This window comes from Pseudomonas sp. ASL8 (genome assembly GCF_056680355.1).
In genome coordinates, this window is sequence record NZ_CM155278.1 from 4,273,054 (window position 1) to 4,291,242 (window position 18,189).

An 18,189-nucleotide genomic window follows, 5' to 3' on the forward strand; every position below is an offset into this window, starting at 1 on the left:
AGGCCCATAACGCGGGCCTTGGGTATTCAGCGTCTTCACTGCCACTGATCCCGCTCTCTTCATACACGCGAACTGTCGAGCCACTCCACTGACGTGCGCCAGGCGCAGATGCCCAAAAAATAGGCTGACATCGTGAGCCACAGCCCCATCACCATCGGGTTGCTGTCGGGATGGTTCACAACCAGCGACAGGCTGCACAGCAGCCAAATGGAGGTCACTGCAATGTTGATCGGCATGAACCGACGGACGCGGAAGGGGTGAAGGAACTTGATCCGGGTTAGGGTCAATAGCGCCAACCCGATAATGGTGATCAGCGTTAGCCAGGGCGTCGGGGAAATAATGTAAAGACACAGGGTGACAACGTTCCACGCTGCCGGGAAGCCCTGAAAGTAGTTGTCCTTGCTCTTCATGTTTACGTTGCAGAAGCAAAAGAGTGACGAGACCAGAATTACCGATATGGTCAGCAGCAGGGTGTAGTCCGGCAGCGGGATATAGCGATAGATGAACAGGGCCGGGATAAATACATACGTCAGGTAGTCGATGACAAGATCCAGGACGGACCCGTCGAAACCCGGCAGTACGGACTGGACATTGACCTTGCGGGCCAGCGCACCGTCCAGCCCATCCACTATCAGGGCGACGCCTAGCCACAGCAGGCAGGCTTTAGGCTGATTCTCGAATAATGCGATGGTCGCCAAAAAGGCAGTGACCACGCCGGTGGCGGTAAAACCATGGGCGCCCCATGCTTTGAGTCTGGCTATGCGTAGAGTCGATATCACGGGGACGTTCTCCAGGAAGTAAAGCAGTCCAGTGACCACCCTCGACGGGGTCACTGGAAAACCTAGCTAGGTTGCAACTATCGACCGGGTATCCGGTGATAAGGTTCACCGGCAAGACGTATTTGGGGTTGCGACTCACTTTGTGGCTTGGCAGGACAGTACTTCTAAGCTGTGTTGCTCGCAGTGGCTGCGAGCGGCAAACAAAAAACTCTACAACTATGGCGTGGCTTCAAGGGAAGCCGGTCGAAAGGTCTCCCGCGGTTCGCTTTCGACCTCGGGCCTTACTCTTTGCCGCTTTCGATGGCGCGCTGGGCTTGCTCCAGTTTCTCGATATCGGCTTTGCTTAGCTGAGGCCGGTCGATCTTCAGGGTGATCTTGTTCAGCTTGCCGGTGAAGGTGAACGGCGGCAGATAATCGGCGTCGTTGACCCCTGTGAGGGTGTCAGAGCCGATATCCAGACTTTCGTCCCATGCCAGGGTGAAGGGCAAACTGTGGTCCATTTTGTGTTGATCCGCCACCTTGCCATCCACCTTGAGGGTGCCCATACCGCCGCGACCGACACCGGAGAAATTGTTGAACCCCAGAGTTTCAGCGCCCAGGCCGTCGTACTTGAAGTCGAACTCCAGCACATGCTTACCCGGCGTGAGTGCGTCGGCACCTTCCCAGCGCACTCGCTCCAGATCGATCAGGTTCCACAGGAACACCGGTTTACTCTTCAGGACATAGAAACCGTAGCCGGCGAAGCGTCCGCCTTGGGTGATCAGCATGCCTTCGGCGCCGTTTTGCGCAACCTCCACCTCGGCAGTGAAGGTGTAGGAGGTATTCAGCACGCTCGGCGCGTCACCATTGGGCGTACCAATCAGCGGATGGGTCCAGGTGAACATATTGCGCCCGGCTGTAATGCTCGGTCTCGGGGCGATCATCCGTGGCAGTACCGAGGTATCCAGCGGCAGTACCTGATACTTGCGTGCCTCGTCCATGAACATGGCCTGCATCTGCTTGAGCTTTTCGGGATGTTGCGTCGCCAGATCGGTGGACTGCGAGTAGTCCTCGTTCAGGTTGTACAGCTCCCATTCCATCTTCATCGGATCGGTTGCTTTGGCGGTCATGTCCCACGGTGCCCGCACGACCTTGGTACTGGCGATCCAGCCGTCGTGATAGAGAGCATGGTCGCCCATCATCTCGAAGTACTGGGTCTTGTGGGTAGAGGGCGCTTCGGCGTTGGCCTTGTCGAAGGTGTAGAGCAGGCTGGTGCCCTCGATCGGTTTCTGGACAATGCCATTCACCAGCTTTGGCGCACTGATGCCGGCGGCCTCCAGGATGGTCGGTACGATGTCGATGACGTGGTGGAACTGGGGGCGGATGCCGCCCTTGTCAGTGATCCGCGCAGGCCAGGAAATCGCCATGCCCTGGCGCACGCCGCCCATGTGCGAAGCTACCTGCTTGACCCACGTGAAGGGCACATCGAAGGCCCAGGCCCAGCCAGCGGCCATGTGGTTATAGGTCTGGTCGGTGCCCCAGGCGTCATAGAATTTCTTCAGCTGCAACTCGACCGGTATTTGCACGCCGTTGAACATGGCGACTTCGTTGGGTGTACCGAACATCTGCCCTTCAGAGCTGGTGCCATTGTCGCCAGTGATATAGATGATCAGGGTGTTGTCCAGCTTGCCCATATCCTCGACAGTCTGGATCACCCGGCCAATTTCGTGGTCGGTGTAGGCCTCATAAGCGGCGAACACCTCAGCCTGGCGGATATACAGCTTCTTCTGGTCGGCGCTCAGGCTGTCCCATTCGGGCAGCAGATCTTTTGGCCAAGGCGTCAGCAGGGTGTTCGGCGGGACCACGCCGAGCTTCTTCTGGTTGGCGAAAATGGTCTCGCGCAGCTGGTTCCAGCCGCCGTCGAAGAGGTGCATGTCGCTGATTTTCTTGATCCACTCCTGCGTCGGGTGGTGCGGCGCGTGGGTGCCTCCGGGCGCGTAGTAGACAAAGAACGGTCGGTCCGGCGTCAGCGCGTTCATGCGTTGCATGTAGTCGATCGCATCGTCGGCCATCCCCGTGGTCAGGTTCCAGCCGGGCTTGCCCTCGAACGGATAGATCGGTGTGGTGTTACGGAACAGGTTGGGTTGCCACTGATTGGTGTCACCACCGACAAAACCATAGAAGTACTCAAAGCCCATACCGGTTGGCCACTGATCGAAGGGGCCGGCCTGGCTGGCCTGGAAGGCGGGAGTGTTGTGATCCTTGCCGAACCAGGAGGTGTGGTACCCATTCTCCTGCAGTATGCGGCCGACAGTCGCCGTGTCCTTTTCAATGACGCTGTCATAGCCGGGATAGCCGGTGGCGGCTTCTGAAACAGTCCCGAAGCCGACCGAGTGATGGTTGCGTCCGGTAATGAGCGCTGCGCGGGTAGGCGAGCACAGTGCGGTGGAGTTGAAGTCGTTGAAGCGTAGGCCGTTGGCCGCGATGCGATCCATGCTCGGCGTCGGGATCACCCCGCCAAAGGTACTGGACACACCATAGCCGGCGTCGTCGGTGATTATCAGCAACACATTCGGCGCGCCCTTGGGCGGGACTATCGTCGCCGGCCAGTAGGGTTTTGAGCTTTGCGCGATGTCCGTGATCGAGCCCTCGAACGGCAGGTCGGGCGGGGGTAGCTGCTGCCCGGAAATCACTCGGGTGGTGCTGGTTGCGCCGGGGGGGCCATTGAGTTGATCGGCGTGTGCGCAGCCGATGAATACACCGAGGCCAAGGGCGAGGCATCGTAGTAAGGGGTGGACAGTTCGCCGAGCTGAGGTTGAACGAGGGACACTCATCGTGTGCTCCGGTGCGGGCATGCGCCGCTACGTGTCGGTTACTGCTCAGGCTGATGATAGCTTTTGGTTCAAATTTGGCTCGGGTTGTCCTGTTTTAACCGACAGCCGTAAGCCTGATCAATCTCGCCGTGCGGCTCGCTGACGCTGAAATTCTGGCGCTGTCTGTAACCCGTATGCCCTTTGACAAGAGAGGTACGGTGTCTATAACTGATCCTGACGTCAGAAAGGCTGAGCAATGACCTCAGCCTGAAGGAAACCAAGGGGCGCACAAATGCTTGTCAGGAAACGGCGCTGGGGCATTGCCATAGTCGCAGTCGGGGTAGTGTCTGCCTACCTGGCTTTTGCTGTGAATCAGTACATTCGTGGTCCATCGCCTTTGACGCTGGGTGACGGGAAAAATGGCCCTTTGGATATGGTCTGGATTCCTCCCGGTGAATTCTTGATGGGGAGCGATCATAAGAAGGCGCGACCCAATGAGGGGCCGGCCCATAAGGTTCGACTCGATGGTTATTGGATTGACCGCAACGACGTTACCAACGCAGATTACGCCCGTTTTATTTCTGAAACACATTATGTGACCACCGCCGAACGCAAACCCAAATGGGATGATCTGAAAGTACAGCTACCACCTGGTATGCCAGAACCGGATGACAGCGTCATGGTGCCCGGGGCATTGGTTTTTGTGGGCGCAGACAGGCCAATCCCCCTGAATGATTTCAGCCAGTGGTGGGCGTTTGTCCAGGGGGCTGACTGGCGCCATCCGTCTGGCCCCGACAGTACAATCGAAGGCAAGGAAACCCATCCGGTCGTTCAGGTTTCACATGAGGATGCAGAGGCGTACGCAAAGTGGGCACACAAGCGCCTGCTGACCGAGGCTGAATGGGAATACGCCGCAAGAGGCGGGCTGGAACAAGCGGACTATGCATGGGGGAGTGATTTCACGCCGGGCGGCAAAAAGATGGCCAATACCTGGAATGAGGTACAACCGTTCCCTGTTACAGGGTCCCGCAATAAATTCAAGATTGACACCCAGCCTGTAGGCAGTTACAGGCCCAACGCTTATGGGCTGTACGACATGTCAGGGAACGTTTGGCAGTGGATCGCCGATTGGTATCGCGCTGATGCGTTCAGAGTAGGGCTCAAGCTTCAGCCGGCTGGCGAAGTATCGTTTAACCCGATGGGTCCGCTCCAGAGTTATGACCCGGCACTCGGGGTAACAGCCAATGCACCGCAGCGTGTGATTCGCGGTGGATCTTTTCTTTGCAGTGACAGCTACTGCACGAGCTTTCGAACCAGCGCCAGGCAGGGGGCGGATCCGATGAATGCCATGTCGCACCTCGGGTTTCGCTTGGCGATGAGTAATGATCAATGGGGAAAAAACCGCTGAATGCGATACGCAGGCGCGAAGAAGGTATAGCGGTTTATCAGCGCGGTAGCGCCGCCCCGACGTTCTGGCGGCTAGGGGAGGGCAGAGGGCAAGCCGCGCAACACTTTGTTAGCGTGAAGACACGTTATGATGAGCCCGCCCGGCGCTGATCTTTCAAGTCACGGGCACGCCTTAGTCCCGGAGTCAGATACGTAATGTCCACCATCACCCTCTTTGAAACCCCGCCGCCCGAGCCCATCAAAAGCCAGATTTTGCAGATGGTCGTCGATTACGTAACCGACATCAGCATGGTGGCGATCGCACCGAGCAATCCTCTCTACAACCTGTATCAATACGGTATCGGATACGAGGTTCATCTCTACCTGGACGCTATGGACGGCTCCAAAGGTATTCCGGTCGAGTTGATCGTAGCGTCGGATGCTCAGGACCCTTCCGCAGTCGTCGGCTTCTTGCTGTATCTGCCCGTGAAGGACGATCCCGAAGCCTGCGCAGTGGCCTATATGGCTGTGCAGGCAAGCCACCGACGTGGAGGTGTTGCGCGCGCGATGCTGCAGGAAATGGTCGGTCGGTACCCTCATGCCGAGCTGGCCTGCTTCGTTGCCAAAGTTCCGTATTTCGAGTCGATGGGGTTTCAGGTTGTGGGCGTGCGCGGTCCCCAGGTGCTCATGAACACCCGTGACCACGGTACGGACGGCCTGTTGGCGGTGCTGGACGTAGCGCCTATTTATAAATCTGTGGAGGTGCGGCAGATACATACTTATCTGCTTCAGCAACATGGAAAAAAGGCGATGATGGATGCCGAGAAGCAGCGCGACCGGCATCTCGACCAGATGACACGTCACGCGAAGGCCTTTGTGCTGGAGCGTCTTGGAGATGCCTCAGTGCACAATAACGGGCGCGGCCCACGCGTGCTCTAGGATGCGTTCAGGCACTCACTGCGTGCCGAACATAGCCGTCCAGTAAATCCCCGCATCACTCTTCGGATCAACCGCATAGGCTGCGCCCAGCTCGCGGAACTGTGGGTTCATCAGGTTGGCGCAGTGACCGGAACTGGCCAGCCAGCCATCGACCACCTTGCGCGCGATGTCCTGCCCGGCGGCGATGTTCTCGCCGATCTGCTGGCCGACGTAGCCTGCCAGTTCAGCCCGGTCGCCCGGTGTGTGGCCATCGCGGCCTTTATGATCAAAGAAGTTGTTGTTGGCCATGGCCCGGGCATGGTTCTCGGCCGCCGTCGCGAGCATCGCGTTCCAGGTCAGTGGCGTCGTGGCGGCAAAGGATTGGGTGCCACACTGGCGCGGCTGCGTGCGTGCGGTGTTGATCATTTCGAGGAGCTTCTGTCCTTCCGCCTGCCAGTCGCCCAAGCGCCCAGCCAACAGCGGACGCGCCAGAACGATGCGCCACTCACGTCCCTCTCGGCTCACGCCGATATCGACGAATTGCGGGTCCAGCACAACCTGGCAAAAGCTCTCCCGCACCGCCGTCATGGCCGATTGCGCATCACGCGGCCCTGACAGGCTGATCGCCTGCACGTTGACCATCGGATAAGTCGCCCGCGCCAGCGCCTGCTGCAAGTCCCCAACGCTGTTGGCAGGCAGGACCAGACGCGGATCGGACGCTAGCGGCGGTAACTCCTGGGACGCCTGGCCCGCGCAGCGTTGCACCTGGCTGCGGTAAGCGTTGATCGACTCGACCAGTTGGGTGTCCTCGGTCGCCACGGCAGTGGCGGCGAACACCAGCCCCAGCGAAAATGCGGCAAGACGAATAGCGGATGATAGGAAGCGCATGGAAGTCTCTCTTGAGCTGACTGCGCCCATGATGCGCGATTTCGCCCTACCCAGCGCAATGCCTTTTTACGCCGGACCGAAAATCGTTTGGTACGCATGACGCTTAGTGTGTTGACACACGCTGCTGGAATGATTTGACGACTACAATAAAGCGAAGTCGCCAACAGTGCGCACCCATCGATGCACTACAGAGTGGTTCCGTCAGAAGGTTCGACCATGCGCCTCAAAGGGATAGCAGCCTGCCTCGCAATAGCCCTTCTCATAGGTCCGGCGATCGCGGCTGACCAGGCGCAAAATAAGGAAGTGGCTGTGGACAAAGCGCAGGCCCTGGAGCAGAAAGCTGCAGAGAAGGGGAGCGCGACACCTGCGCCCAAGGCCGAGGCCATCACCCAACCTGAAGCGCAGGCGGTCGATCCGGTAGGAAAAGCACCTTTGGACGATGCAATTACGTGTCTTGCACGCTCCATTTACTGGGAAGCCAAAGGTGGGGCCTCTGCCGACATGGAAGCCGTCGCCAGCGTTGTCATGAACCGACTTGGCCATGAGGGTTTTCCAGATACGGTGTGCGCGGTGGTCAAGCAAGGCTCTGAAAAGCATGCCTGTCAGTTTTCGTGGTGGTGTGATGGGCGTTCGGATCAGGCAGAAGAGGACGCCCCGTACGCGATTGCCAAGGAAATAGCGCGAAAAGCGCTCAACCAGCAACTGACGGACCGAACCCACGGCGCTATGTATTTCCACGGCAAGAACGTGTCGCCCGACTGGGCCAAGGAATACATCAAGACAGCCGAGACCGGGAAGTTTCTCTTCTATAAGCCCCACGACGGTACAGCGCGATAGGCCTTCAATCTGGCGTGCATTTATCCGTGGTAGCTAAAGGGGCGCATCGGCCACTATCAGTGTAAAGCGCGAGCAAAACGCTGCGCGTAGTATCGCTGATCTCCAGCCCATAGGCGTGGTACCAAATCTCGGCGGGACCTGTATCCAGGCAGTCAAACTTTATTGATTCACCGAGCGAATAACACTGGCTTGCGAGAGCCCCAACGGGTCAATCGTATTCCGCTTCCTGATGCTCTCCCAACAGCCGCCGCTGACGTGGCGAGGCCGCCGCCAACACTATGGGGTTGAAGCGCCAGTGCAGGTAGGGCGCGAATTTCTGCGCCACCATGCGCCGGCCGTAGTGCACCTGCAACAGGTAGCGCGTGCGGTCGAGGGTTTGGTTGTTACTCCCTGCGTGCCACAGTTCGCTGCGAAACATCAGTACGTCCCCGGCCCGGCACAGCACCGGCTGCGCAGTACAGCCCTGCCAGTGGTTTTCGCCGTCAGCCGGCGGACGCCCGGCCCGGTGGCTGCCAGGGATCACCCGAGTGGGGCAGAGGTCTGCATCAATATCGTCGAGGTAGAGGTGCGCGGTGCAAATCTGCATCGGCAACTCGAAGGTGGGGTCGGCCAGCAGGTTTTGCGGCAGCTCCATCACCAGGTAGTCCAGATGCAGTTTGGTGCCGATGAAGCCGGGATGGCAGCGCCAGGCGGTCTGGCCGATGATGTGGCAATCGGTTCCGAGAGCAGCCTCGGCCAGTTCGATGATCCCGCTCAGGTCGAGAAACGGCAGCCACAACGGGTCGCGGTTGAACACGCACTTGTAATGGTCGAGCAGGCCGCTGTAGTCCCAATGCTGCGGGTCAAGGCAGTCGATAGCATTGCGCAGCGTGGTTATTTGCGAACCATCCAGCACTCCGGGCAGCAGTACGAAACCCTCTCGGTGCAGCGCCCCAAGACGGCTCGCGGTCAGTGATGACAAGATCGCTGTGGTGGTCATGTTGCGCCCCCGACAAACGCAGATAACGCCCACTCATACTGGCACTGAGGGGGGGACTTCGCCAGGCTCGCGTCCTCCGACTATTACTTTTTCACGATAATGGGTCGCTCACTTGAAAAGGTGGCAGAAACAGCCAGGAGGTTTTTCCGATAATACTGCGGGTTACGCGGCGGTATCGTTATGTTGAAGCCGGCAGCCTGAGTGCCGAGCATTGTCAGCGATACGGCGATTGCGACGAGATACAGCAACCGAGGGTAATCCCCATGCTAGACCACGTTTTTATTTCAGTAAGCGACCTCGACAGGTCCATCGATTTCTACGAAAAGTCCCTTGCGAGCCTCGGGATCAAGCATGTCGTCGACTATGACGGTGCGATGGGCCCGGAGGGGCATCCGGATTTAAAGGGATTTGGCCGAGACGGTCGAGTTTTCTTCTGGCTAAGACTGGGTAGGGCGGACAGCCGGGCCGTTCATGTTGGCTTTGTCGCCAACAGCGAAACCGAGGTTAACGCATTCTATGAAGCTGCCATCGGGGCAGGTGCTACCGATAACGGCAAACCGGGTGCTCGCCTTTATTACGACCCGCGCTACTACGCCGCCAATATCTTCGACCCCGACGGCTACAGCATTGAGGTCGTGTTCAAGAGTTGGCAGCACCCGCAGTCTTAGCCTTGGGCCGCGACGGGACTTGGTCCTATTCAATTGTGGGCGTGTCTGCTGTCGCTTATTCAGTGGACTACGAAACCAGAGGCCACTCGGCCAGCGGTCGATAGCGGCCTTTGTGCGATTCGAACAGGGTGAGGTGTCTGGCACTTAGGTGAAAGTCTGGTGGTGTATTGGACTCAGGGACCGGCGCTCGGTAGTCCCGCATCAAGGTCAGGTGAGGGCGAAACTCCCGGGTGGCTTCCACAAACCCAAGCGGTAGCAGCGCCTGTTGCAGGGCATAGACCAACTGGCGCAAAGCCAGTGGCGACTGTGCTGGAGCGAGTAATAAAACGTTGGATTGGTGCCATACATCCAGGCGGTCGAGAGGTACAGTCCAAGGCTGGCCTGGCGTTCGAGCCCGTGCGGCAGCGGCGCAGATGTCCGGGATTTGGCTCACGGCTACAGAGCCCAGAAACATCAGCGTCAAATGAAAATTTTCCGCTGGTACTGGGCGTCCGCTGCTTAGTTCAAGAGCGCTACGCCACTGGGCGATGGCCCTACGTTGTGCATCTGCGCAGGGCAGGGCGAAAAAAAGACGCTTGAGCGGTTCGCCTTGCTCACGAGCTTCATGACCCATGCCTTGCCCCTCCAGGTCGCAGTTTGGCTTTGATCATTCACGATAGCGCAACGCATCAACCAAAAGCCTGTGGTCAGGCTCAGGCTACCGTCAGGCCGAGGCCGGCCAGCAACATCCCGGCTTGTGACCTCGAGATGATCGATCCCTTGAACAGCTTGGCATCAGTCAGCTTCAGCCCTTGAAGACTGGTATCGCGCAGATCCGCATTGTCGAACCGCGCGCCGTTCACTCGGGCATTGGCCAGGCTGCCACCGACGAACACCGCATGGCGAAAGTCGGCATCAGTCAGATCAGCATCGGACAGATCAAGGTTGTCGATTTCCGTCTTGTAGAATGAGAACCCCGGCAGGTACGCGCCAATAAGAAGCGTATCGCTGAACGTCATGCCAAGCGCCGACACCTGGGTGAAGTTGGCTCCGGTCAGCTTACAGCCGGTGAAGCTCGCCTGATTCAGCTTGGCGTGCTGCCACTGACTGTTGTTGAAGTCCGAATTGATGAACTGAGCCTCGGCCAGTTTGGTTGACCGAAAATTCGCCATGCCCCCTCGGCAGCTACGGAACACACAGCATTCAAGTGTGGAGCCGGTAAACTCGGCTTCCTGCACCAAGGAACGCTCGAAGTGACAGCCAGACAGGTCAAGGCGGGTCATGTCCTGATTGGAAAAGTCCACACCGGCGAAGCATACCGGCAAGCCGTAGCGGTGAATCACCGCCGCAACCTCGCTGCGGTTCATTCTGTCCTGCTCGATACGGGGCAGTACGTGTTGCTCAGTCATTTCCAAATCCTGTGAGGTCTGAGTTCAGTTCAGCGGGGAGGGCCGTACGCCTGCGACGCTGTGCTGCATGTCTGTATTCAGGGCAAAGCTGTTAGCATGCTGGCTTCAAGCCATCATGGCGTGTCATTCGGAAAAGGAGTTTGCCCCCATGTCGCAAAACATCAGCATCGCCGTGATCGGCGCAGGCCGTACCGGTTCACCGTTGCTGCGTGAACTGCTGCAGTATGACTACATTCAGGTTCTCGGTGTCGCGGACCTTGATCCCAACTCCATCGGGATGACCCTGGCCCGCGAGCACCAGATCCCCTGCTTCTCGGACCCGATAGCGATGGTCGAGGCCGTTGGCGAGGTGGATATCCTGGTTGAGGTCAGCGGTGATCGGGAGCTAAAGGCCAAGATCAAGCAGCACTACGAAACTGCGGGCAACCGCCACACCATCATCTTGCATGACCTGGTGGCGCGGCTGGTGATCAGCCTCTGCGATCGTAGCCCGACCCTGGTGCCGTCGCGACATCCTGACGACCACGGGATTGGCTGAGGGCGCGCGTTACGGGTAGATATCCATCCAACGCTGATGCTCAGGCTATGGAAAATAAATCTACCCCGTTTTCCCTGGATCGATAAACCGGACTAATAGCCTTACTCCTTGAGTATTTTTTTCAGATAGTAACGCTGATGTCCGGGCGGGCAGTCTTCCAGCACGCCCATTATCTGGAAGCCCTGCTTCTGATAGAAGTCGGGCGCCTGGAAGCTGTAGGTGTAGAGAAACAATCCCTTACAACCCCGACGTTGCGCTTCATCCTCTGCTCTCTTCAACAACTTGCCGCCTAGGCCATGGCTGCGCAGGGTATCGTTCAACCAAAGATAGTCAATGTAGAGCCAGCCCATCCCGAAATGGCCGAACATGCCTCCTATTACCTGGCCGCCGCTATCGCGGGCATAGAGTTGAAAATCCTCGTAGGCATAGGGCCCGATCTGCTCGACATTGAAGCGTTCCAGACCTTGGCGCACCACAGCCATGGCCTCGGCATCAGCGCCTAAGCTGAAACAGTAAGGGGTATCGGTCATAAGCTTTCCTGTGCGGTGTTGTCAGCTGAAATTAATACGCTGCATGATTGTAATCGTTGGCTGGCGATGCTGCTTGCGCGACGACTACGGCGACTAACTGTTACATCACACAATCTTCAATGGATTGATCGGCCGGCACGACTAATCCCCCGCGCAACTGATATTCGCCCTGCAACTTTCCAGCAGGTTGCGCTCATGCATCAATAGCCATTAGGGTTGACGACAACTGAGTCGCCCGGCGTGAATTACCCAAGGAGAGTTTTATGTCGTTCACCATTAATCCAATAAGTGCCGCTGACACAAACCAGGCAGCGGCGGCCTTATGTGAATTGTGGCCGCGATACTCACCGGCTGAGATTATTTCGACAATCGACGAGTTACTTCGCCCCAATGGCTACAACCTTGTCGGGCTTTGGGAAGAAGGTTCAACCTCAGCGGTAAGCGTACTGAGCTATAGGATTCAGTTTTCTCTCTGGTTAGGAAAGTCTTTCTACATCGTGGACATTGCGACACTGCCTCAGTGGCGCGGAAAAGGCCATGCCTCAAAATTACTTGATTGGGCTGAGGCTGAAGCCGTGCGCCTGGGTTGCTCGGCCGTGCATCTTGACTCCGGGGTCGGCACGGACAGGAGTGCAGCTCATCGACTCTACATGCAGCGCCACTATCAGATTTCCTGCCATCACTTTTTGAAACGGCTGGCCTGAGACTGCCTGTGTTTTCTAGCCTTCTGACTGAATCAGCCCGGGCTGTGTGTAAACGTATTCACGAATTTTAGGTCTGCGTTCCTGCGTGAAACCCGCCAGCTTGGTGATCAGCGGTTGGTGTGCATCAACCCACACCACGTCCTTATTCCGCTAGAGAACCCTGATGCACAACATTGCCGCAACCCAAAGCACTATCCCCGCGACGGTTAGTGGCGCAGAAAATGAGTGGCTCCAGTCGAACAGATAGTTGGCCACCACGGGGCCGGCGATTTGTCCGACACCATACGCGGCGGTCATGGCGGCCAGAACGTTGAACTGCACTGTGCGAGCGATACGACTTGCAGCGGGCATAGCAATTGTCACTGTTCCCATAAATGTGCCACCGACGATCAAAGCACTGGCCAGGTAGGCTGCCGGCAAGGCGCTTATTACGGGCAGCACGACACCTACTGCCTGTACGGCCAAGTTGGTGAAGAGGGCAGTGCGCGTTCCCCATCGGGCCACTACGCTCTGCCATAAAAAGCAGGAAGGCACGGCCCCCAAGCCAAATACGGCCCACACATGAATAGGCGCGAGCGTGTCCACTGCATTGCTGACCAACAAGGGCAGAAAGGTGGCGGTAATGATATAGCCAAACCCCGCCAAGCCATAAATGACGATCAGTTTGCCGATGCCCAGTGACATCATGCCGCCTGGCAAAGGCTGCACGCGCATCGAGGTTCTGGTCGCAGTACGATCTCTCAGGCCGGCAACCGCCAAGGCCGCCAAAGCGGTAGCGCTCACCGCCAGAAGTAGCCATAAGTCATGGCTGTGCAAGCCAAAAAACTGCCCAGTCGCCAATATTTCCGCGGAGAGCAATACCCCCATACCCACCCCGGCATACAGCAATGGCGCGCCCTGACTGTAGCCTTTGTTTTGCAGCAGCCACACCGATGCCCCGACCATCGCCAAAGCGCTGAATATCCCCGCCAGCCCTCGAATAAAAATAATCAGCCAAATCCCATCGGCGACCGACAATGCGGCCAGCGACAGTACCGTGGCCGCCAGCATCCAGATGCACAGTCGGTAGGCGTGTTTGTTGTTTATACCCACAGCCAGCAGTGCGCCGAGAAGGTAGCCACCATAGTTAACCGAGGCCGCGATGCTGCCCGCGTGAACGTTGAGAAGGCCATCGTCGACCATAGTTGGATAGATGCCGGTGAACGCAAAACGCCCGAAACCCATTCCAACCGCCATCACCAAGGCGGCCGCCAATGCAGCGAACATGGGCTGGTTACCCAAAAATCGATCTGCTGTCATGGCGCCCGGAACTCCTCTTGCGTGGAGGTGAGTACGTCGCGCAACGCAGCGAAGGCGGGAGTGTTGAAATTGCGGCGCCATATTAGCCAGGTATCCACGTTCATCACTGGGTGAGTCTGAACATCGGGCGGATCGCGCAATAACTCCAACACGCTACGGGGAACCAGGCTGACGCAGCTGCCAGCCACTACACAGGCAAGCATGCCGTGGTAAGAACCCATTTCTTGGATATCGATGGAGGTTTTTTGCGGTTCGGTGGTATCGGCGAGCCAGTCTTCTGCAATCGCACGATAGCTACAGCCTTGGCCAAATGCCGCGAGCGAACGTACAACCACATCGTCGGGACGAGTGACCGGCGGATGGGAGGCAGGCAGTAGCAGCAACAGCTCCTCACGGAACACGGTCTTGCCCATCAGGCTCATGGCTTCTAGGTCTTGAGGGGAAAGGGCATCACCCACGCCTGGTAATGCCACCAACGCACAGTCCAATAACCCGTTGCAAACCGCGTCCAGCAATGGCCGTGACGGGCCGGTAGAGATTCGCAGCTGAACCTTTGGCCACTTGCTGTGGTAGTCAGCCAATGGCGTCGGTAGGCGGCTGGCGGCGGTGCTTTCCATGCTGCCAAGGCGCAGAATCCCCTGCGGTGCCTGAGGACTAAGCATCTGCCTAGCCTCTTCAGCGAGTATCAGCAATCGGTTGGCATAGCCGAGAAAGCGCTCGCCCTCAGCGGTAAGACTCAAGCGTTTTCCTTCACGCAGGAAAAGCGCTACCCCCAGTTCTTCCTCAAGTTGCTGGATACGGGTGCTGACGTTCGATTGCACACGCCCTAACTGCTTTGCAGCGCGTGTAATGCTCAGCTCAGTAGCTACCGAGCAGTAGATTTCCAGGGACTGATGATCCATTTTAAAGATCTCGTAAAGAGAATAACTTTTAAATATTATTCTCGAAATGAGATTATCGAAAGGAAATTCTCTAACCCTCAGGAATCCACCGTCCGTAAACACCCACACGCGGCCAAGTCTTCTGGCCGATTTCTGCGTGCTGCGACCGGCTGAAATCTACCCAAAGCCAAGGTTCAGAAACGGGAGCACCACTTGGGTAGGTTAGGCTACGACAGGATGGTTGGATCGCTAAGAAGCGGCTTCAGCTTGAATGAACTGTTAGGCCGCGCCCTCGGAATGCCTAGACCAACCGGATTTATAAATTCCGGTGGTGCTTAAGTGACATAGATCAGCTCTCAGAGGAGATGATTGAGTCATGACTGGATTCAGCAGCTAGTTTCAATCGGTCAGCTTTACTAATGTATTTAGACTTGCTTGGCGGTGCCAATTTGGCACTGGCCTTTTTGGCATGAGCATTTAATAACTGCTTTATTTTCTTACGACGATTCATGTTTTCCTACTCGTCCGTCGACGGTTGATTACCGGTGTACTCGGTTACGCCCATTGCGTTTGGCTTGGTAAAGCGCGTCATCGGCACGCGTGACGAGGCTTTCCAGGGTGTCACCCGCTTCGAAGAGGGCGACACCAAAGGAGGCCGTTATAGTGTCGAGCACTTTGTCCGCTTTACGGGCCTTGATCCGTAATGACTGGATCTTCAGGCGCAGTTGCTCGGCGAAGGCATGGGCGCTGGCGAGATCGGTGCACTGCTTCAGGATGACGCAGAATTCTTCACCGCCATAGCGTGCCGCCGTGGCGTGAGGTGGAAGCGAGTCCCGTAGCACCTGGCCGACGTGTTGGAGTACGCGGTCACCTAGAGGGTGACCGTACTGGTCATTGAATTGTTTGAAGTGATCGATATCCAGCATCACCAAGGCCACCGTCTGGGGCGCGTTGCTTAGCGCTTGTTCCAGCAGCCGGGTGAAGGTGTCTCGGTTGAACACCTGGGTCAGACCGTCCAGCGTCGCGGCCAGTTGGGCACGTTCAAGCTTGTCTCGCAGGTTTTTGATCTCACTTTGAGCCGCATGCAGTTGAGACAGGAAAAGCGCTTGCTGATCCTGCATGAGCTGGGTGCTCTGTTGCAGCTCGCTGAGTATGCCGGGCAATCGCTCATCGATCGGCTCATCAAGCATGTCGAGGCAATGCCCGAGGCTGGCCTGAAAGTTAAGATTGCCCTTCACGTGATGCGAAACGTCTCGCTCCATGCCGTCTACCAGACTGATCGCTTGTTGCTGCCCGATGCGGGCATCCTCCAGCTCGTCGCGGATGATGTAGTCGCGAAAAAGCTTGGCCGCGGATTCCGGAGGGAAATAGTCGAAGTCTCGGACAACCCGATCCAGGTGGCGATTGAGTTCTGGTTCCTGGCCCTTGCTGTAGGTGTACCAGAGGGCGTAGTGCACGGGGTTGGGCGCAATGTTATGACGCACCATCAAAGGTACAGCTTGCTTCAGCAGGGCCGCCGCCTCGCGGGTATCCTCTGGATAGAGTGCCAGGGCAGTCGCTCGCTTCTTTGATTGGCTCATAACATCACTGTTGTTGTTTATTTTGGCGAATATACAGCAAGGTTCCGCTGTCCGCGACGACTCACAAAACAAGCAGGGTCTTGCATAAAAAAACAGGCCCGGAAGGCTGATCTACGGTACGTAGATTGCACTTCCAGGCCTGTCTCTTCGCCCGTCACACAAGGTTCAACTGCTCAGTCCTTCACGCCACCAACCGATGGCAGAAGTACACCACCAGTACACCCGCAGCCAACGTCACGTACGGCAATATGCCTGCGCGTTTGGCGCCGTCATCTGCCTGAATGTACAGGTCGGTCATCATGGCGGCGGGGAAGCGGCCCTTGTCTTGTACGTAGTGCCGATAGAAGAACACCGGGATGATCAGCAGCGCCAGCAGCACGCCGGTGAACAAGGTGCCTGCGCCCCATATGTCGGCGCCAAGGCCCATGCACGCGAGGTTGACGAAGCTCAGTACGCCACCCAGGACCAGCAACACGGTTGGCGCTTTGTAGGGGCGCACCCAGTTCGGGCGGTCCATGCGGTGGATCCAGCCGGCGTTGAGGTTGAGGAAGTTGAAGATGATGTAGCTGACGTTGGACGCCGCGAGGACGAACACGTAGTCGGACATCAGCAGCAACAGCAGGTTGAACGACAGGTCGGTCCACATGGCTGCGGTGGGGGCACCGTGTTCATTGGTGCGCCCCAGGTATTTCGGCAGCCAGCCATCCACGGAGGCTTGGTACAAGGTGCGCGACGAGCCAGACATCGAGGTCATGATCGCCAGCAAAGTGGCGAGGATCAGCATGATCAGAACGATATTGGCAACAAGCTTGCCGCCACCGATGCTGTCGGCCATGGCCTGACCCACGCCCATGCCACTGTAGATCGCCGGGGACAGCAGGCCGCTGTAGACCGCCGGGGTGGTGATTACGCCGTTGGCATCCACCACCGCCGCGCTGACCAGTTGACCGAGACCAAGGCTGCCTTGAAATGCCATGGGTACCAGGGTGAACACCAGAATGCACAGCAGACCGGCATAGAAAATCGCCTTGAAGGTGTCACGCTTGGGGTCTTTGAACTCGCGGGTGTAGCACACGGCGGTCTCGAAACCGTAGGTCGACCACGCGGCCATGAACAAGCCACCGGCCATCAGCGACCAACCGGAAATGTCCCAGGCGCCATCGATGACCAGCCCGCCAGCATCGTGAGCCAAGGGATACAGCGGCAGGAAGTTAGCGTGGGTGGCATCGCCGGTCAGCAACGGCACCACGCCGACCAACAGCAGCGGGATCAGTGAGGTGACGCCGAGGATCAAGGTCAGGCGCGCCGAGCGCAGAATGCCGCCGTGTTGCACCGCGAACACCCCGAGCAGGATCACCACGCCCACGACGAAGGTCGCGTTCAGGCGCAGGGACAGCCCGCTTTTGATCCAGCCCAGGTCCAGCAGCGTCAACTGCCAGGTATTGATCAGTGCATCGGGTGCAAACAACGCAGTGAGGATATAGCCGGCCGCCAGCCCGGAGCCGATGGACAGCACCGGCGACCATGCCAGCCAGTTGCACCACACCGAGACTGGGGCGATCAGCTTGCTGTAACGCACCCAGGCCACGGCACCGTAGACCGATGCACCGCCGGATTTATGCGGAAATAATCCGGCGATTTCGGCGTAGGTGAAGGCCTGGATAAAGCCGAACAGGATCGAAACGATCCAGACGATCCATGCCGGTTTACCCACCGTTGCGGCAATCGCACCAATGGAGAACAAGACCAGTGCCGGCACGCCGCTGGCGACCCAGAATGCACCTCTCCAGTCAATTTTGCGATGCAGGCTACCGGCCGTCTGGCCTTCCTGCGGTACGGTCTCGAACGTAGTCGCTTCCATCTCTGTTATCCCATGTGTAAGTAAAGTTGTCGGGGGCAGTCGGAAGTTGAGCCAGCACCCCCTTCGTCGAGCCGGAACAGCGGCTTCGGCGGACGTAAGGGGTGTCGGTCAGCGAGTGCTTGCGGTCTTGTTTAAAGACTCTTGGTCTCGCTGGTTGGCAA

Annotated in this window: 18 protein-coding genes; 6 read left to right on the top strand and 12 right to left on the bottom strand. The window is 57.7% G+C overall.

Going from position 1 to position 18,189, the window contains the following annotated elements:
• Positions 1–59: 59 nt before the first annotated feature.
• Both pcsA and AC1MEA_RS19580 read right to left on the bottom strand, forming a co-directional pair.
• Positions 60–779, bottom strand: a complete 720-nt coding sequence (gene pcsA, locus AC1MEA_RS19575) for a phosphatidylcholine synthase (RefSeq protein ID WP_480417120.1) — start codon at positions 777–779, stop codon at positions 60–62.
• Between the two features lie 281 nt (positions 780–1,060).
• Positions 1,061–3,592 (bottom strand): arylsulfatase, encoded by a 2,532-nt coding sequence (locus tag AC1MEA_RS19580; RefSeq protein WP_480417121.1) that lies wholly within the window; start codon positions 3,590–3,592, stop codon positions 1,061–1,063.
• Between the two features lie 271 nt (positions 3,593–3,863).
• On the opposite strand from AC1MEA_RS19580, the gene AC1MEA_RS19585 reads away from it, so the two are divergent.
• Together AC1MEA_RS19585 and AC1MEA_RS19590 are read left to right on the top strand one after the other, a co-directional pair.
• Positions 3,864–4,979, top strand: a complete 1,116-nt coding sequence (locus AC1MEA_RS19585; RefSeq protein ID WP_480417122.1) for a formylglycine-generating enzyme family protein — start codon at positions 3,864–3,866, stop codon at positions 4,977–4,979.
• Between the two features lie 194 nt (positions 4,980–5,173).
• Positions 5,174–5,896 (top strand): GNAT family N-acetyltransferase, encoded by a 723-nt coding sequence (locus tag AC1MEA_RS19590; protein ID WP_480417123.1) that lies wholly within the window; start codon positions 5,174–5,176, stop codon positions 5,894–5,896.
• 15 nt (positions 5,897–5,911) lie between these two features.
• On the opposite strand, the gene AC1MEA_RS19595 is transcribed toward AC1MEA_RS19590, so the two are convergent.
• On the bottom strand, positions 5,912–6,763 hold the full coding sequence (locus AC1MEA_RS19595; RefSeq protein ID WP_480417124.1) for a CAP domain-containing protein: 852 nt from the start codon (positions 6,761–6,763) through the stop codon (positions 5,912–5,914).
• 216 nt (positions 6,764–6,979) lie between these two features.
• Here AC1MEA_RS19595 and AC1MEA_RS19600 point away from each other — a divergent pair, with 216 nt between their 5' ends.
• Positions 6,980–7,600 carry a cell wall hydrolase gene (locus AC1MEA_RS19600; protein ID WP_480417125.1) on the top strand — a complete coding sequence of 207 codons (621 nt, stop codon included), beginning with the start codon at positions 6,980–6,982 and terminating at the stop codon, positions 7,598–7,600.
• Between the two features lie 208 nt (positions 7,601–7,808).
• Here the strand turns inward: AC1MEA_RS19600 and AC1MEA_RS19605 are convergent, their stop codons facing one another.
• Positions 7,809–8,579, bottom strand: a complete 771-nt coding sequence (locus tag AC1MEA_RS19605) for a phytanoyl-CoA dioxygenase family protein (protein ID WP_480417126.1) — start codon at positions 8,577–8,579, stop codon at positions 7,809–7,811.
• 263 nt (positions 8,580–8,842) lie between these two features.
• On the opposite strand from AC1MEA_RS19605, the gene AC1MEA_RS19610 reads away from it, so the two are divergent.
• The gene (locus tag AC1MEA_RS19610) at positions 8,843–9,247 is read left to right on the top strand and encodes a VOC family protein (protein ID WP_449635606.1); all 405 of its coding nucleotides are present in this window, start codon (positions 8,843–8,845) and stop codon (positions 9,245–9,247) included.
• A gap of 67 nt (positions 9,248–9,314) precedes the next feature.
• On the opposite strand, the gene thpR is transcribed toward AC1MEA_RS19610, so the two are convergent.
• Both thpR and AC1MEA_RS19620 read right to left on the bottom strand, forming a co-directional pair.
• A complete protein-coding gene (gene thpR / locus AC1MEA_RS19615) occupies positions 9,315–9,860 on the bottom strand; it encodes an RNA 2',3'-cyclic phosphodiesterase (RefSeq protein ID WP_480417127.1) in 546 nt (181 codons plus the stop codon).
• A 79-nt stretch (positions 9,861–9,939) separates the two neighbouring features.
• Positions 9,940–10,635, bottom strand: coding sequence for a pentapeptide repeat-containing protein (locus tag AC1MEA_RS19620; RefSeq protein WP_480417128.1), 696 nt, complete (start codon positions 10,633–10,635; stop codon positions 9,940–9,942).
• A 148-nt stretch (positions 10,636–10,783) separates the two neighbouring features.
• Here AC1MEA_RS19620 and AC1MEA_RS19625 point away from each other — a divergent pair, with 148 nt between their 5' ends.
• A complete protein-coding gene (locus AC1MEA_RS19625; protein ID WP_219059857.1) occupies positions 10,784–11,173 on the top strand; it encodes a Gfo/Idh/MocA family oxidoreductase in 390 nt (129 codons plus the stop codon).
• Between the two features lie 101 nt (positions 11,174–11,274).
• Here the strand turns inward: AC1MEA_RS19625 and AC1MEA_RS19630 are convergent, their stop codons facing one another.
• Positions 11,275–11,703, bottom strand: a complete 429-nt coding sequence (locus tag AC1MEA_RS19630) for a GNAT family N-acetyltransferase (RefSeq protein ID WP_480417129.1) — start codon at positions 11,701–11,703, stop codon at positions 11,275–11,277.
• Positions 11,704–11,966: 263 nt separating this feature from the next.
• Here AC1MEA_RS19630 and AC1MEA_RS19635 point away from each other — a divergent pair, with 263 nt between their 5' ends.
• A complete protein-coding gene (locus tag AC1MEA_RS19635) occupies positions 11,967–12,407 on the top strand; it encodes a GNAT family N-acetyltransferase (protein ID WP_219059855.1) in 441 nt (146 codons plus the stop codon).
• Between the two features lie 150 nt (positions 12,408–12,557).
• On the opposite strand, the gene AC1MEA_RS19640 is transcribed toward AC1MEA_RS19635, so the two are convergent.
• From AC1MEA_RS19640 to AC1MEA_RS19660, 5 genes are all read right to left on the bottom strand, one after another.
• A complete protein-coding gene (locus AC1MEA_RS19640) occupies positions 12,558–13,706 on the bottom strand; it encodes a YbfB/YjiJ family MFS transporter (RefSeq protein ID WP_480417130.1) in 1,149 nt (382 codons plus the stop codon).
• Entirely contained in the window at positions 13,703–14,608 is a 906-nt protein-coding gene (locus AC1MEA_RS19645; protein ID WP_480417131.1) for a LysR family transcriptional regulator, read from the bottom strand. The genes AC1MEA_RS19640 and AC1MEA_RS19645 overlap by 4 nt, the downstream gene beginning before the upstream one ends.
• A 328-nt stretch (positions 14,609–14,936) precedes the next feature.
• Entirely contained in the window at positions 14,937–15,098 is a 162-nt protein-coding gene (locus AC1MEA_RS19650) for a DUF2986 domain-containing protein (RefSeq protein WP_219059852.1), read from the bottom strand.
• 28 nt (positions 15,099–15,126) lie between these two features.
• On the bottom strand, positions 15,127–16,167 hold the full coding sequence (locus tag AC1MEA_RS19655) for a GGDEF domain-containing protein (protein ID WP_219059851.1): 1,041 nt from the start codon (positions 16,165–16,167) through the stop codon (positions 15,127–15,129).
• Between the two features lie 181 nt (positions 16,168–16,348).
• Positions 16,349–18,028: an APC family permease gene (locus AC1MEA_RS19660; RefSeq protein WP_480417132.1), complete on the bottom strand. Its 1,680-nt coding sequence runs from the start codon at positions 18,026–18,028 to the stop codon at positions 16,349–16,351.
• Positions 18,029–18,189 lie beyond the last annotated feature (161 nt).